General features: G+C 64.9%; 14 protein-coding genes. 12 read left to right on the top strand and 2 right to left on the bottom strand.

Annotated features, from left to right (window positions below):
* The first annotated feature begins 33 nt into the window (after nt 1–33).
* Nucleotides 34–1698 carry a formate--tetrahydrofolate ligase gene (locus tag QYQ98_RS01160; protein ID WP_302006955.1) on the top strand — a complete coding sequence of 555 codons (1665 nt, stop codon included), beginning with the start codon at nt 34–36 and terminating at the stop codon, nt 1696–1698.
* Between the two features lie 97 nt (nt 1699–1795).
* On the opposite strand, the gene QYQ98_RS01155 is transcribed toward QYQ98_RS01160, so the two are convergent.
* Complete coding sequence (locus tag QYQ98_RS01155; protein ID WP_302006953.1) at nt 1796–2707, bottom strand: RecB family exonuclease; 912 nt, start codon at nt 2705–2707, stop codon at nt 1796–1798.
* Between the two features lie 27 nt (nt 2708–2734).
* Between QYQ98_RS01155 and QYQ98_RS01150 the strand changes: the two genes are divergently transcribed.
* From QYQ98_RS01150 to arc, 3 genes are read left to right on the top strand one after another with little or no spacing between them, the layout of a single operon-like run.
* Entirely contained in the window at nt 2735–3997 is a 1263-nt protein-coding gene (locus QYQ98_RS01150; RefSeq protein WP_302006951.1) for a M18 family aminopeptidase, read from the top strand.
* Nucleotides 3998–4033: 36 nt separating this feature from the next.
* Nucleotides 4034–4867, top strand: coding sequence for a tRNA (adenine-N1)-methyltransferase (locus QYQ98_RS01145; protein ID WP_302006950.1), 834 nt, complete (start codon nt 4034–4036; stop codon nt 4865–4867).
* A gap of 11 nt (nt 4868–4878) precedes the next feature.
* Nucleotides 4879–6492: a proteasome ATPase gene (arc, locus tag QYQ98_RS01140; protein WP_302006948.1), complete on the top strand. Its 1614-nt coding sequence runs from the start codon at nt 4879–4881 to the stop codon at nt 6490–6492.
* Nucleotides 6493–6542: 50 nt separating this feature from the next.
* Here the strand turns inward: arc and QYQ98_RS01135 are convergent, their stop codons facing one another.
* A complete protein-coding gene (locus QYQ98_RS01135) occupies nt 6543–8066 on the bottom strand; it encodes a PLP-dependent aminotransferase family protein (protein WP_302006947.1) in 1524 nt (507 codons plus the stop codon).
* Nucleotides 8067–8138: 72 nt separating this feature from the next.
* Here QYQ98_RS01135 and pdxS point away from each other — a divergent pair, with 72 nt between their 5' ends.
* The 8 genes from pdxS (at nt 8139) to QYQ98_RS01095 (ending at nt 16222) form a co-directional block, all read left to right on the top strand.
* Entirely contained in the window at nt 8139–9032 is an 894-nt protein-coding gene (pdxS, locus tag QYQ98_RS01130; protein WP_302006946.1) for a pyridoxal 5'-phosphate synthase lyase subunit PdxS, read from the top strand.
* Nucleotides 9033–9138: 106 nt separating this feature from the next.
* Nucleotides 9139–10449 (top strand): TrkH family potassium uptake protein, encoded by a 1311-nt coding sequence (locus tag QYQ98_RS01125; RefSeq protein ID WP_302006944.1) that lies wholly within the window; start codon nt 9139–9141, stop codon nt 10447–10449.
* Complete coding sequence (locus QYQ98_RS01120) at nt 10442–11143, top strand: TrkA family potassium uptake protein (RefSeq protein ID WP_367881634.1); 702 nt, start codon at nt 10442–10444, stop codon at nt 11141–11143. The genes QYQ98_RS01125 and QYQ98_RS01120 overlap by 8 nt, the downstream gene beginning before the upstream one ends.
* Before the next feature lie 31 nt (nt 11144–11174).
* A complete protein-coding gene (dop, locus tag QYQ98_RS01115) occupies nt 11175–12686 on the top strand; it encodes a depupylase/deamidase Dop (RefSeq protein ID WP_302006943.1) in 1512 nt (503 codons plus the stop codon).
* A gap of 10 nt (nt 12687–12696) precedes the next feature.
* A complete protein-coding gene (locus QYQ98_RS01110; RefSeq protein ID WP_302006942.1) occupies nt 12697–12882 on the top strand; it encodes a ubiquitin-like protein Pup in 186 nt (61 codons plus the stop codon).
* 65 nt (nt 12883–12947) lie between these two features.
* On the top strand, nt 12948–14342 hold the full coding sequence (gene pafA, locus QYQ98_RS01105; RefSeq protein ID WP_302007781.1) for a Pup--protein ligase: 1395 nt from the start codon (nt 12948–12950) through the stop codon (nt 14340–14342).
* The gene (locus tag QYQ98_RS01100; protein ID WP_302006941.1) at nt 14335–15282 is read left to right on the top strand and encodes a YafY family protein; all 948 of its coding nucleotides are present in this window, start codon (nt 14335–14337) and stop codon (nt 15280–15282) included. The genes pafA and QYQ98_RS01100 overlap by 8 nt, the downstream gene beginning before the upstream one ends.
* Nucleotides 15275–16222, top strand: a complete 948-nt coding sequence (locus QYQ98_RS01095; RefSeq protein WP_302006940.1) for a YafY family protein — start codon at nt 15275–15277, stop codon at nt 16220–16222. Before QYQ98_RS01100 ends, QYQ98_RS01095 begins: the two co-directional genes overlap by 8 nt.
* Nucleotides 16223–16262: the final 40 nt, after the last annotated feature.

Here is a 16262-nt window from a genome sequence, read left to right as displayed (position 1 = left end):
GGTCGTACGTGCGCCTCGCCTAGGCTGGAGTGCATGACGCACCCGAAGACTGACGTAGAAATCGCGCAGGCGCACACCCTCGAACCCATCGCGGACATCGCGGCCAAGGCCGGGGTCCCGGATGACGCCCTCGTTCCGTACGGCCGCTCAATGGCCAAAGTGGATGTGACAGCCCTTGACGCTGAGCCGAATGGCAAGCTCGTGCTCGTGACCGGTGTCTCGCCGACACCGGCAGGCGAGGGCAAGTCCACCATGCTCATCGGGCTCACCGACGCGCTTGCGCAGCTTGGCCACAACGCCGCCGTCGCTCTGCGCGAACCGTCGCTGGGTCCGGTCATGGGCATTAAGGGCGGCGCCGCCGGCGGCGGTTACGCCCAGGTCGTCCCTATGGAGAACATCAACCTCCACTTCACCGGCGACTTCCACGCGATCACCAGCGCGAACAACACGCTCGCCGCCATGATCGACAACCACATCCAGCACGGCAACGAGTTGCGTATCGACGCCCGCCGCGTCACCTGGCAGCGCTGCCTCGACGTGAACGACCGTTCCCTGCGCAACGTGGTCACGGGCCTGGGCGGACCGGGCAGCGGCAACCCTGCCGAAACCGGCTTCACCATCACAGCCGCCAGCGAGATCATGGCGATTCTGGGTCTGGCCACCGACCTCGGCGACCTGAAGGAGCGCCTCGCACGGATCACCATCGGGCTCACTTACGACAAGGAGCCGGTGACCGCCGGCGACCTCCACGCTGAGGGCGCGTTGGCGGCACTGCTCAAGGACGCCATCAACCCGAACCTCGTGCAGACACTCGGCGGCACCCCCGCGTTCATCCACGGCGGCCCCTTCGCGAATATCGCGCACGGGTGCAACACGCTCGTCGCAACGCAAACCGCGCGTCGGTGCGCGGACATTGTGCTTACTGAGGCTGGCTTCGGCTCGGACCTGGGTGCCGAGAAATTCTTCGACATCAAGGCACGCTACGGCGACCTCGACGTGGCGGGCGCCGTGATCGTGGCGACGATCCGCTCGCTGAAATACAACGGCGGCGTGCCCAAGCGGGAGCTTACCGACGAAAACCTCGATGCCCTCCGCTCCGGCGTAGCCAACCTCGAGCGTCACATGGAGAACGTGCGCAAATTCGGTGTCGAGCCTGTCGTCGCGCTCAACCTCTTCACCTCCGACACCGACGCCGAGCGCGAATTCATGCGCGCCTGGGCCGACGACTTCGGTGTCGCACTGGAGGAAGCTGAGGTGTGGGCCAAGGGCGGCGATGGTGCGACCGCTTTGGCTGAAAAGCTGCTGACCACACTGTCGAGCGGAACCTCGGCGCCGCTGTACGACCCAGCTGCCGGCACAGAGGCATCCATCGAGACCATCGCCCGGGAGATTTACCGCGCCGACAACGTCCAGTACTCCGCCGCCGCCCGCCGTGACCTCCAGCTGCTCAAGGACAACGGCTGGGACACGCTCCCGGTGTGCATCTCGAAGACGCAGTACTCGTTCTCCGACGACCCAGCCGCGCTTGGCGCGCCCGATGGGCACACCCTGCACGTTCAGCGTCTGCTTCCGCGCACCGGCGCCGGTTTCGTTGTCGTGCTCACCGGCGACGTGATGACCATGCCGGGGCTGCCGAAGGTGCCCGCCGCCAACAACATCGACGTCGACGCCGACGGCGTCATCAGCGGCCTGTTCTAACTTCTAAGCCGAGTTCTTCCTTACGGCTTTTCCCAAGCCGCTTTTCCACACGCGGCTTTATCCAAGCCCGTTCTCTCTGAGCCGCAGGTTCTAGGAGCTAGTCGGTGGGGTGCTCGCCGGCGGGCGCGTCGCCGACTCGGAGCGCTTCGGTGCCCCGAGTTTGACTATCTGCGCTGGCCGGCTCGGCTGCAGCGGCGTCGGCGGCAGCGTCAGCGGTGGAGCCGGGCCAACCGGGGTAGGGCGGCGGAGTGCCTCCGAACGCAGGGCAGAGGCTCTGGAACGAGCACCAGTTGCACAGCTTGGAGGTCGAGGGGCGGAAGCTGCCGGAGCGACCGTCGGCCTCGATCTTGGCCCACAGGTCGCCCAGATCGCGCTCGAAGTATTCGAGTTCCTCGCCGGAGGGGGTGAGGAACATCGAGTCCATCACCTTGAGGTACATGAGACGGAGCTGGTGGGGGATTGTCCCGAAGAGGCGCCAGTACACAAGTGCGTAGAAGCGCATCTGGAACTGGGCTTCGGCGGAGTAACGGGGCAGCGGCTTCTTACCGGTCTTGTAATCGACGACGCGGATTTCACCGGTCGGAGCGATGTCGACGCGGTCGATGAATCCCCGCACGGGCACCCCGTTGGGGAGGACGGCATCGACGTACATCTCCTGCTCGTGGGAGTCGAAGCCGTGGGGGTTTTCCATTAGGAAGTAGCCGCGGAGGAGATCGCGGGCGTCGACAAACAATTGGTACTCGTCTTCGATGGGTTCGGTGGCGGCCGGGTCTTCGCTGATAAGCGATTCCCATGCTGGCTTGATCTGTTTCACGGCGGCGGGGAAGGTGCGCTGCTCGCGCGGCCACCCGTGCATCGCTTCGAGCACGGCGTGGACGAGGGTTCCTTTGACCTGCGCCTCCGTCTTGGGTTCGGGGATGCGGTCGATCGCGCGCAGGCGGTACTTCAGCGGGCACTGCTGGTAGTCGTTGGCGCGGGACGGTGACAGGGCGAGCGGTCGTGGAGTCATATCGCGCTACATCATAGAGTAGGGCTCATGCAGATCAGCGATTTCGCAGATTTCCTGGCGGCGAGCCCGAGCGCGTTCCACGCCGCGGCGAATGTGCGCGACGAGCTCGTGGCCGCAGGGTTCACCGAAGACACGGGAGCGGAGCCCGGCGGGCATGTTCTCGTGCAGGGCGGCGCGGTTGTGGCGTGGTGGATCCCGGAGAACCCCCGCCCGGCGATGCGCATCATCGGCTCGCACACGGACTCGCCGGGGCTCATGCTCAAGCCCGACCCCGACGTCGTGCGCGAAGGATTCCGCCAGCTCGCGGTCGAGGTGTACGGCGGGCCGATCCTGAGCTCGTGGTTCGACCGCGAGTTACGGTTCGCAGGACGTGTCGCGCTTATCGACGGCACCACCCACACCGTTTCCACCCCTCCCATCGCCCGCGTCCCGAACCTGGCCATCCACCTGTACCGCAGCGACGCCCCAGAACTCGACCGGCAGGTGCACATGCAGCCGGTGATGGGAGTGGACCAGCCTGTGCTGGACATTGTGGCGGAGCAGCTCCGCGCCGCCGGGGTGCGCGGACCGGACGGCGGTGCCGTGAAACCCGAGGACATTGTGTCCCACGAGCTCATCTCGGCAGATGCTCAAGCGCCGGAGGTGCTCGGCGACACGCTCGCGGCAGGACGGATGGACAACCTGTCGAGCGTCCACGCCTCGTTGAAAGCGATGATCGCCGCGACGGGCGCGACGGAGGGAGGCGCAGCCGCCCACGCCGCCGAGCCCCGAGACGTTCTGGTGCTCGCGGCGTTCAACCATGAGGAGGTGGGGTCGGCGTCGACAAGCGGTGCTGGCGGTCCGCTGCTGGAGCGCGTGTTGGAGAAGATCTCGGCGTCGCTCGGCGACCCGCTCGAGGTGTACGCGAATTCGCTGTTTGTCTCAGCTGACGCCGCTCACGCGGTGCACCCAAATTACCCGGGTAAGCACGACCCGACGCACCGCCCGCTGATGAATCGCGGGCCGGTGCTGAAGATCAACGCGAACCAGCGCTACGCCTCTGACGCGGTCACGGAGGCTGCCTGGGTCCGCGCGTGCCGCGCCGCGGAGGTGCCGGTACAGACTTTCGTCGGCCACAACGCCGTGCCGTGCGGGTCGACGATCGGACCGATCTCTGCGACGCGTCTGGGAATTCCTACCGTCGATGTCGGGGTGCCGCTGTTGTCGATGCACTCGGCGCGTGAGCTTGCAGGGATCCAGGACCAACTATGGTTCACCGACGCTCTTACGGCATACTTTTCTGGCGCGTAGACGCGTCGCTTCCACTCGAGCTCACGAAGGAGACCGATGTATTCCGGACCGTTCCAACCCGGCGATAAAGTCCAGCTGACGGACGCGAAGCGCCGTCACTTCACCATCGAGCTCACACCGGGCGGCCAGTTCCACTCGCACAAGGGCATCGTGTACCACGACGACATCATCGGTGCCGATGAGGGCACTGTGGCCAAGTCCACGCTGGGGTCCGATTTTCTCTGCTTCCGGCACCTGCTCGTCGACCATGTTCTGTCGATGCCCCGCGGCGCCGCCGTGATCTACCCGAAAGACGCGGGCCAGATCCTCGTGGAGGGCGACATCTTCATGGGGGCCCGCGTTCTCGAGGCAGGCGCCGGATCGGGCGCACTGACGATGTCACTACTGCGTGCCGTCGGCCCGGAGGGGCACGTGTTCTCCTACGAGATCCGCGACGACCACCTCGCATACGCCCGCGATAACGTCGCGGACTACTTCGGCGGGGAACCGGAGTGGTGGACACCGAAACTCGGCGATTTCGGCGAAATCACCGTCGACGAGCTCGGCGGCCCGGTCGATCGCGTGATCTTGGACATGGTGGAGCCGTGGAACTTCATCGACACTGTCAAAGACATCCTGATTCCGGGCGGCGTGTTCATGACGTATGTGGCCACCGTCCCGCAGCTCATGAACATCGTGGAGACGATCCGCGAAGCGAAGTGCTTCACCGAACCCCGCTCGTGGGAGACACTGCTGCGCGAGTGGAAGGTCGAGGGGTTGGCGACCCGCCCCGAGCACCGAATGAACGCCCACACCGCATTCCTTGTCTGGACGCGCCGGCTTGCCGACGGCGTCACGCCTCCCCGTCCCCAACGCCGCGCCCGCCGTTAGGCTTTACAACCATGACCCGTCCACACGATCCCGAAACCCCGGCAGACCCCAGTTCGTGCGCTACCCCGGTCACCAGCCCGAGCGCCACTCCGGGCTCCAGCGCTTCTCGCCGCGCTGAGCACGTCGAGTGCGCCGGGGGCGCTGAGCACGCTGAGCTGAAGGCCCAGAACCGCGCCCTGTCCGCGCGGAACAAACGGCTCGCGGAGCTGCTGAAGTCCTCACGCGACAAGCTGCAGGACTTGAACGCTCAGGTGGAGGCGCTCGGCGATCCGGCGTCGACGTACGGGATCTACCTCGGGCCCGCGCGACGCGGGCAGGAGGCGGAAGTCTTCACCTCGGGGCGCCGGATGCGGCTGCATGTATCGCCGGCGGTGGAGCCGGGCACGCTCGCACCGGGGGGCGTGGTGCGGCTCGGAGAAGGTACCGTTGTCGTAGAGGCCTGCGGTTACGCGAAGACCGGCCAGTTGGCCACTCTGTCGGAACGCATCGGCCACGACCGGGCGATTGTGGCAGACATGCAGGGCGCAGAGCAGGTGGTGCACTTGACCAAGGTTCTGCAGGAGAAGGCCCGCGCTGGCGACACAGTCCTCATCGATTCCAAAGCAGGCTACGCCTTCGAGCGCATCCCGAAAACAGAGGTCAACCAACTGTCGCTGGAGGAAGTCCCCGACGTCACGTACGACGACATCGGGGGTCTGCGTTCACAGATCGAGACGATCCGCGATTCTGTCGAGCTGCCGTTCACGCACCGGGAGCTGTACCGGACCTACGACCTTAAGCCGCCGAAAGGCGTGCTCCTGTACGGTCCACCGGGGTGCGGCAAGACGCTGATTGCCAAGGCTGTGGCGAATTCACTGTCGACGCGGATCGGCGTCGGCGCGAAGGCGCACTTCCTCAACGTCAAAGGCCCGGAACTGCTGAACAAGTACGTGGGGGAGACGGAGCGGCGCATCCGCCTCATCTTCGAGCGCGCACGCGCGCTCGCCGGTGAGGAACGTCCGGTAATCATTTTCTTCGACGAAATGGAATCGATTTTCCGGACCCGCGGATCGGGGGTTTCCTCGGACATGGAGACCACGGTCGTGCCGCAGTTGCTCACCGAGATCGACGGAGTCGAGGACATCGCCAATGTCATCGTGATCGGTGCCACCAACCGTGAAGAGCTCATCGACCCGGCGATTCTCCGGCCCGGGCGCCTGGACATCAAGATCCGCATCGACCGCCCTGACCGTAGCGAGGCACGCGAGATCTTCGCGCGTTACCTCACCGACAGCGTCCCCCGCGAGGGGAGCACGGGGGAGCTTATCGACGCAGCCCTCGATAAGCTTTTCGCCCCCCGCCCCTTCGTGAAACTCACGCTGGTGGACGGCTCAGAGGAGACCTTGCACTATGCGGACTTCGTGTCGGGGGCGATGATCGCGAATATCGTCGACCGGGCGAAAAAGCTGGCCATCAAGGACGAGATCGACGGTCGCGGACACGGGGTGAGTGCCGAGCACCTGCGCGTGGCTGTGAGGATGGAACAGGACGAGAGCGAGGACATGCCCAACGTGTCCAACCCCGATGAATGGGCGCGGATCACGGGGCGCAGCGGCAAGCGCGTCGTCGCCGCCGAGGTGCTGTAGCTGCCGCTTTTGTGGCTGCATCGAAGCGGCCGCGGAGCTTGGGCGAATTTCTACGGATGAGCCGGGTGGGACATGGCCTCCAATTCGCGGCAGACCCGCTCGAAGTCGGGCTCCGAGAGGTGCGCGAAACTGAGAATAAGGCCGTCGTCGCGCCCAGACCACAGAGCATCGAGGCGGCCGGCTTCGATTCCGCGTTGCCGAAGGTCTCGGGCAAAGTCATCGCGCGCGGGGGAGTCTGGAAACGTGACCGCGAGGTCAACACCGTTGGACTCCGCCATCTCCGTCACTGAGGCACCATGTGCCGCGAGCTGCGGGATGATGCGCGCAGCAATGACGTCTCGACGCCGGGCGAGCTGGTTGTGCACCGATTTGGTGTTCCGGCGGACATGCCCGTTGCGGAGCAGGTGCGCGATGGCGAGCTGGGTGACCGCCGAAACGGGCATGCCCAGCATGGCGCGGGTGCGGCGGAGATCGTGCGCCAGCGGAGACGTCGTGGCCACGTACCCGGCGGCAACCGATCTGTTCAGCAGAGTCGAGAAAGTGCCGAGGGTGACAACGTGCGCCGTCGTCTCGAGTGCGGCGAGAGGAGGCAGCGGTGCCGTGCGGTAGCGGAGCTCGGCGTTGAAGTCGTCCTCGATGACCACGGTTCCGGTCGTCGCGGCCCAATCCAGCAGTTCGCGGCGGCGCGCAGCCGGCATCGATGCGCCCAGCGGGTACTGGAACGAGGGAGTGACGATCACAGCGTCGAGGTTGTCAGGTAATGCGTCCGGTTGGGCATCCGACAAGGCTTCCGGCAATACGTGCGGTAGCACCTGCGGCAAATCCTGCACGGCGATCCCAGCATCGTCGACGCTGCACGGCACGACCGTGTGACCCGCCAACGGGATGATCTTGCGCAGACCCGGGTGACCGGGATCTTCGACCCCGATGCGCAACGGCTTTCCATCGCCGATCGCCATGAGCACCAGCATCAGCCCCTCGCGTGTGCCGCCGCTGACCACGATATTCTCCCTGTCCACGCGCATTCCGCGCCCTGTACGCAGGTGCTCAGCGAGCGCGTTCCGGATCTCAACTTGCCCCGTGGATTCGGTAACGGTAGCCGGGTCCGCGGCAGCCTCACGCCAGGCCTGTCTCCAGGCAGCAGGCCGGATCGCCCCCGCGTGACCGGATGATGGTTTCAACGAGATCGGAGACGCTGCCCGCCCCGTCGGTCGTGGAGCTCGGTGGCCGGACTCTGTCTCTGTCAGATCACCGACGGCATTCCCGGCCGAATCCACGGACGAAAAGTCGCCGCAGCGCGCCGAGGGCGAAGCGTGCCGGGATCCCACCGCTGGAAGCGAAGGATTGACTCGGGTCGGCGCACCCTGGGTGGCGGTCAGGTACCCTTCACTGACCAGCTGGTCGTAGGCGGCAACGATCGTGCCTCGGGAGACGCCGGCCTGTCCGGCGAGAACCCGGGTCGACGGGACTTCGTCGCCCGGGCGCAGCACACCGGAAGAGATCGCCGACCGAAGTGAAGATGCGACTTGAGCGGTGAGGGGGATGGGGAGGGCGCGGGAGACGTTGATAAGCATGGCAACTGGTCTAAAGAATTAGCGAACTACTGGCTCTTGGAATCTACCAGTATGCGCGCGAAGCTTGAGCGCATGACTTTCTTCTCGACGCAGTTGAACAAGGCTGAATTGACGGACACCTTCAAAGGCGGAGTGATCATGGACGTGGTCACCCCGGAGCAGGCGACGATCGCGGCAGAAGCCGGCGCCGTCGCGGTGATGGCGCTGGAACGCGTTCCCGCCGACATTCGCGCGCAGGGAGGCGTTGCACGCATGTCGGACCCGGACCTGATCGAGGGGATTCTCTCGGCGGTGGATATTCCGGTGATGGCCAAGGCACGCATCGGGCACACCGTCGAGGCGCAGGTGCTGCAGCATCTCGGCGTGCACTACGTCGATGAATCCGAGGTGCTCAGCCCCGCGGACTACGTGAACCACATTGACAAACGCGACTTCGAGGTGCCGTTCGTGTGCGGCGCGACAAATCTCGGCGAGGCGTTGCGGCGTATTAACGAGGGCGCCGCGATGATCCGTTCCAAGGGCGAAGCCGGCACCGGCGACGTGTCGGAAGCGACGAAGCACCTCCGCACGATCACCGCCGAGATCGCGGGGCTGCAAGCGCTGTGGAATGGCAACCGGGACGAGCTCTACGTGGCAGCGAAGGAATTGCAGGCACCGTACGACCTCGTGGTGTCCGTGGCCGAGCACGGCCGCCTGCCAGTTCCGCTGTTCGTGGCGGGCGGGGTGGCCACACCTGCGGATGCCGCTCTGATGATGCAGCTCGGGGCCGATGGCGTGTTCGTCGGTTCCGGGATCTTCAAATCGGGCAACCCGGAAGCTCGCGCCGCCGCCGTGGTGAAGGCGACAAGGAACTACGACGATATCGCTGCGGTGGCAGAGGCATCCCGCGGCCTCGGCGAGGCGATGGTGGGCATCAACGTCGCAGACCTGCCGGCACCGCACCGTCTCGCCGAGCGCGGCTGGTGACGTCTTCCAACTTCCACGGAAAAGTCTTCCCTGCGGTGCTTGCGCGGGAGTAGGCTTTCCACCTGTGAAACCCACGCCCTCACGAGGGCTCTCTAGTCCGGCGCGCTTGACTGCCGTCGGCTTTCTCCTGCTCATCCTGGTAGGAACCGGGTTGCTTATGCTGCCGGTCTCCGCCGTGGGGCATGACTGGACACCGTTCCTTCCGGCCTTGTTCACGGCGACGTCGGCGGTGTCCTTGACGGGCCTCATCGTCGAGGACACAGGCACGTACTGGACCCCGGTCGGCCAAGTCGTCATTATCCTGCTGATTCAATGCGGGGGCCTGGGAATCATGTCCCTGGCGTCTCTGTCCGGGATGGTCATTACCGGCAAGATCAGTCTCCGGGCACGCCGGACAGGTGCTGCGGAAGGCCGGCCGATGACCGGCGGGGGAATCCGGCGCACGCTACTGTTCACGCTGCTCTTCACCTTGATTGCCGAGGCGGTCGTCGCTGCGGTGCTCACCGCGAGATTCGTGGTGGGCTACGGCCATTCGATCGGCCGGGCCGCGTGGGAGGGGGCCTTCCACGCCGTCTCAGCTTTCAATAACGCCGGTTTCAGCACCGAAAGCCAGAATCTGGTGCCGTTTGCCGCGGACGCATGGATCCTGCTCCCGATCGCCGCGGCGTTAATTGGCGGCGGTCTCGGCTTTCCGGTGTGGGTGGAAGTGGCGTCCCGGGTGCGGAACCGTACACCAGGAGCGCGCCGCATGTCGTTGACAGCGCGACTGACGTTCACGTCAACTATTGTTTTGCTCATCGCTGGCTCAGTTCTTTTCGCGGTCGCCGAGTGGCGCGGCCTGCTCGGGGATATGCCGGTTTGGGAGAAGGTGCTCAACGCGTTCTTCTCTGGGGCGTCCCCGCGCACTGCCGGATTCAACACCGTCGATTACGCCGACGCCCATCCGATCACACTGATGGTCACCGGCGCGCTGATGTTCATCGGCGGTGGCTCCGCAGGCACCGCCGGCGGAATCAAAGTGACTACCGCCGCGGTGCTCATTGCCGCGATGGCCTCGGAGTTCAGGGGACGCGCGGAGACAGCAGTGGGGAAGCGGACGGTGCCGGAGGCAGTGGTCAGGCAGGCCCTAGCGCTAGCGTTCGCGGGAGCGCTCGTTGCCTTATGCGGCATAGCCGCACTGCGCCTGCTCGATCCAGAGTTCTCTGGCGACCAGGTGGCTTTCGAGGTCTTGTCGGCATTCGGTACTGCCGGGTTGTCCACGGGAATCACCGCAGCACTGTCTGCTCCGTCCCAACTCATCCTCTGCTTGATCATGTACCTCGGCAGGATCGGACCGGTCACCCTGGTGGCGGCATTGGCCACCACTGCTGTCCACCGGCGGTTCAGCTACCCGGAAGAAAGGCCCTTCATTGGTTAATCCATTTCGCTCACACAAGAACGCTCAAAACGGCAAGAGCTCGCACCGCCTCGATACCGCGCCGGTCATGGTGATCGGACTCGGACGCTTCGGCACGTCGCTCGCCTCGGAGCTGACGGCAAACGGCGTGGAGGTGCTTGGCGTCGATTCCGATGCAAAGGCCGTCCGGGAACAGGCTCCGTATCTGACCGAGGCGGTCATCGCCGATGCGACGGACCCGGAAGCACTCGCACAACTGGGGCTGGAGGACGTCGAACATGTGGTCCTCGCCGTGGGCACCCACCTGGAGGCGTCGATTCTCACCGCCTCTAACCTGATCGAGGCGGGGGTGCCGGATGTGTGGGCTAAAGCGAATTCGGAGGCTCACGGACGCATCCTTTCGCAGCTCGGTGTCCACCACGTGGTTCACCCTGAGCGCGACACTGGACGGCGCGTCGCGCACCTGCTCGGAGGGCAGTTCCGGGAATTCGCCGAGATCGCACCTGGGTATTCGGTCACGAGCATGAGCGCGCCGAAGGGCCTCTGCGATCGACAGCTGAGCGACACGATCTGGCGGGACAAGGGCGTACAGGTCATCGCTGTGCGGGGGTCGAACGGCGATTTCGTCCCTGTGGAGGAAGGAATGGTCTTGGTGCCGTCCGACATCGTCATTGCCGGGGGGAGTCCGGAGGCATTGGAGGAGCTGACCCGCTAGCGGGAAGAGAGGAGCGCTAGGCTCGACACCCATGACGCGTTTCATGGGCACGGAGACCGAATACGGCATCACGACACCGGCGGACATGGCGTTGAGTCCGATCGTGAGTTCGACGCATGCGGTAGTGGCATATGCGGCGATGAACACGGCGGCCCGCGCGCGCTGGGATTACCAGGATGAGCACCCGCTGAAGGACAGCCGCGGTTTCGATTTGAAGCGCTATCACACGGTGCCGGTGGTGGCGCCGAATGCGATCGGTGTGGCAAACGTGGTCACGTCGAACGGGGCGCGGTTCTATGTTGATCACGCGCACCCGGAGTATTCGTCGCCGGAGGTGGCGGACGCCTACAGCGCAATGGTGTACGACGCGGCGGGGGACCTCATCCTGCGGCAGGCGGCGGACCGCGTCGCGCAGCTTTACAGCGAAAGCGTGAGCGTGCTCCAGGGGCACGAGCCGTGCCCGCCGCTAAAGATCTACAAGAACAATGTGGACGGCAAGGGCGCCTCCTACGGCGCGCACGAAAACTACCAGTACTCGCGTGCCACGCGGTTCGAGGACATCGCGGCGGGGCTCATCCCGTTCTTCGTCACACGCCAGATCTTTGCGGGCGCCGGCCGCGTCGGCATCGGCGAGGAGGGGGAGACCGACGGTTTCCAGATCTCGCAGCGCGCGGACTATTTCTTCCAGGAGATCTCGCTGGAGACGACGCTGAATCGCGGCATCATCAATACCCGCGACGAGCCGCACGCGGACGCAGCACTGTTTGGTCGCCTGCACGTCATTGTCGGCGACGCGAACATGTCGCAGTACGCGAACTTCCTCAAGCTCGGCACGACGAAACTCGTCCTCGACGCGATCGAAGCCGGTGTCGACTTCAGCGATCTGCGCCTCAAGGACCCGGTGAGCGAGCTCAAAGCCACCTCGCGCGACCTCACTCTCACGCATGAGCTTTCGCTTATCGACGGCACCGTGCACACCCCCATCTCCCTCCAGCGCGAGTATCTGCGCCGGGTGAGCGGGGGTAACGGCGGGCAGGGGGGCGTCGATAAGCGTGTGCTCGCACTGTGGACCGAGGTGCTCGACGACCTTGAACGCGACCCGCTGTTAACGGCGGACCGATTGGATTGGACGGCGAAGTACGCGCTGGTGAAAGGGTACGTCGACCGCGGTCTGGCCTGGAGCGACGCCAAATTGAAGGCGGTGGACCTGCAGTACGCAGACATTGATCCGGCGAAGTCCCTCTACCACACTCTGGTGCGGGCCGACCGGATGCGCACGTTGGCGACGCAGGAAGAGATTGAGCATGCGGCGGCCCACCCGCCGGAGAATTCAAGGGCGTACTTCCGTGGCCGTGTGGCTGCGGAATTCGGTGAGGACGTCATTGCCTCGAGCTGGCAGTCGATCCAATTCGACACGGCCGAGGGACCGCGCACGGTGCCGCTCAATGCCGTCGACGGGTTCACAAAGGCGGATGTCAGCGAGCTGCTCGATACTGCGGACGGGGTTGACGACCTCGTCGCCGCACTGGTGGACGGAAAGTAGAGTAGAGGGCATGGCTCACAAACAGATCAACATCTCCGGCGGCGGCGACGATTCTGATTCCGGTGCTGCGCAAGATGCCGGCCAAGTGAATGTGAACACGTCGGGCACCGACGACCTGCTCGACGAGATTGACGCGCTGTTGGACACCAACGCGGAAGAATTTGTCCGCTCCTACGTGCAAAAGGGCGGGCAGTAGTGACCGGCGATCCAGCCGCCGCATCCCCGCCAACTGCGGCACCCACGGTGTATCCACGCCGCATCATGGGTGTGGAGACCGAATTCGGCCTCACTGCGACCCGCGATGGCGCGGCAGTCCTGCGCCCCGACGAGATCGCTCGCTACCTGTTCCGCCCGGTAGTGGCGCAATACAAGAGCACGAATATCTTCACGGCGAACGCGGCCAGGCTCTACCTGGATGTCGGGGCGCACCCGGAATACGCGACTGCTGAATGCGACTCGCTGACACAGCTGCTCAACCACGACAAAGCCGGCGAGCTGCTCTTCAACGATCTGGCAGCCCAGGCGCAGGGCGCGCTCGCGGCAGAGGGTATTGGCGGAGATGTCTACTTGTTCAAGAACAACGTCGACTCTGCCGGCAACTCCTACGGCACCCACGAGAACTACCTGATCAGCCGCGAGCTTTCGCTGAAGCACTTCGGTAAACGCCTCTTGCCGTTCTTGATCACCCGCCAGCTGCTGTGCGGTGCCGGGATGATCAGCAAACACGGGCGCTTCGTCCTGTCGCAGCGCGCGGACCAGGTCTGGGAGGGTGTTTCCTCGGCGACGACGCGGACACGGCCCATTATCAACACCCGCGACGAGCCCCACGGCGACTCCAGCCGCTTCCGCCGCATGCACGTCATCGTCGGGGACTCGAACATGGCCGAGCCGACATTCGCGCTGAAGATCGGTTCGACGCAACTGGTCATCGAGATGCTCGAGGCCGAGTGGGACATACCCGCATTCGATGTCGCCGACCCGATCGCGCGCATCAAGGAGATCGCCCTCGACCCAACCGGCCGCACGCCGCTTGAGCTCAAGAACGGCTCCACCGTCACAGCGCTCGAAGTGCAGCAGGCTGTGCACGCGGCCGCGTGCTCCTGGCTGGCGCAACGCCCGGATGAAGGCACTCCCAATGCCGAGCTTTCCCGTGTGGTGGAGTTGTGGGGGCGGGTGCTGGGATGCGTCGAGAAGCAGGATTTCGCCCCGGTTGCCGGGGAGATTGACTGGGTGATCAAACACGATCTTCTGGAGCGCTACCGCACGCGTCTCGGCGGCGACTGGTCGCATCCGAAACTCGCGCAGATTGACCTCGCCTACCATGACATTGATCGCGAACGCGGACTGTTTTACCTGCTTCAGCGCAAAGGACTGGTCGAGCGGTGGACGACCGACGAGGCGATTGCTCAGGCCGCGAAGACAGCTCCGCAGACGACCCGCGCGGCGTTGCGCGCGGACTTCCTCGAGCGTGCCCGTGAGCTCGGTGCCCGCTACACCGTCGACTGGGTGCACCTGAAGGTCGATCGACCGGAGCCGCAGACCGTGGACCTGCAGGACCCCTTTGCCACGTCCGACGCGCGCATTGCCGATCTGATTAGCTATATGGAAGCAAACCGCGAGCATTTGAACGACGCGCAAGGAGGGATCCGTGGCTGAGCAGACAAGCGTGGTGGAGAGGTTGACCAACCTCACCTTCGCCTTGCTCGGTTCTGCGGGGCCCCGCGATTACGAGTGGGTGCGCGGCCACGTCGAGGGGTACAGGGACCGCACCGACGTGGCACTTAACCGGATGCTTAACCGCGACGTGCGTTCGCTGCGACGCGCTGGTGTACCCGCCCGGATGGAGTACGGCCTGATCTGGGTGGATAAGGACATCTACGAGCTCCCTCCGATTTCCTTCACCGACGAAGAAGCCTTTGTGCTGGGTCTTGCCGGGGATCTTGGAACCACCGGCAGTTTGGGGGCGTTCGCCCGCTCCGGCTGGACCAAGATCGCCGCCGGCGGCGCCACCCGCACATTCGACGCGCCGCCCATCGCGGCGCTGGACAACGACATCTCGCGGCTCGACGCGGACACCGTCACAGCTGTGACCGCCTGCGTGCGGTCGAATACCCGCATGAGGTTCACGTACCGCCCGTCGCCCACCGCCGAGCCGCAAACACGCACGATGGACCCGTGGGGCATTGTCGCGCTGAACAACCGCGCCTACGTGGTGGGCTATGACGTGGACCGCGGAGCCGAACGCAGTTTCCGCGCGGTGCGCGTGACCGATATCCGGAAGGTGCAGTCTTGCGATTTCCACCACCCAAACCGCCCGCTGCAGGAGGTCGTCGAGGACTCGCTACGCGGGCCTGTTGTGGATGCTGTTGTCGCGATAGACCCTGGAACGGCGCACGAACTCGCTGCCGCGGGCACACCGCTTGACGGAGAACGCGTTGCGCTAAAGGGCGTCGAGCGCGACTGGCTCGTTCGCACCGCGGCGAGTTTCGCACCGCACGCAGTGGTGGAGGAGCCCGAGGACGTCCGAGCTGACGTGATCGCGCTCCTGCGCGCCGCCGCCGATGCGTCGGTAGAAGGAGACGGTAGCGATGGCTGAGAGGAAAGACAGCCCGGAGAAGCTCGCCGCACTTGTTCGCGCGTTGAATCTCATCCCGTACCTGCACCAGCACCCGCAGGCGACTCCAATGGAAATCGCGCGCGACCTCGGGCACACTCCCGCTGAGGTGATGGAGAATCTGCGCCGGCTACAGATGTCCGGCGTGGGCAGCGGCCCTGGCGAACTCATCGACCTAGCTGCGGAATGGACCGGCGTCACCGTCATCGACGACCAGGGATTGAACACCCCGCTCCGGCTGACGCCCACGGAAGCGAACGCTCTGCTGCTCACCCTGGAGTCGCTGGAAACGATGCCAGGTCTGATTGATCAGCACGCGGTGAACTCCGCGGCACAGAAACTCCGCGACGTGGTCCGCTCCGCTGGCGTGCCCGATGCGGAACACTCGCAGACCACGGGGCCCGAAGCAATCGTTTCGCAGGCTTTGGCGCAGCGTCGGATGCTGGAAGTGACCTATCATTCGGCCACGTCAGACACCGTCCGTCCCCGCACGGTCTCACCACTGGGTCTGTTCCATAGGGACGGAAACACTTACCTGTCCGCATTCGAGGACGGCGCAGCGAAGACATTCCGGCTCGACCGCATCCAGGATGCGCAGCTTCTCGACGCCCCATCGACCCCCGCCCCCCACATGGACTACGATGCCGACGATCCCTTCGGCTTTCGGCAAGCCCAAGTGGCGGAATTGCTCATCAGAACCGAGGCAACGTGGTTGGCGGACTACTGGCAGATCGAGTTCGTGGACACTGCGAACCACGATCCCAGTTCTGGCTGGGTAGCGGCGACGATGCCGTACGGCAATGACGACTGGCTAATTCGGTTCTGCCTCAGCCAGGCCGACCGGGTGAGAGTAGTGTCACCCCCAGCGATTACCCGCGAGCTCGCCGCGCGCGGCGCGACGGCACTCGAGCGGTATGCTTAAAATGACGTGATCCACGCTCAATGTGACTAGTTTTTTTGAA

It is taken from the genome of Corynebacterium sp. P3-F1, from assembly GCF_030503635.1.
In the GTDB taxonomy this organism is placed as follows: Bacteria; Actinomycetota; Actinomycetes; order Mycobacteriales; family Mycobacteriaceae; genus Corynebacterium.
Note: the sequence above shows the minus strand (reverse complement) of the source record. Positions and strands in the feature narration are given on the sequence as shown.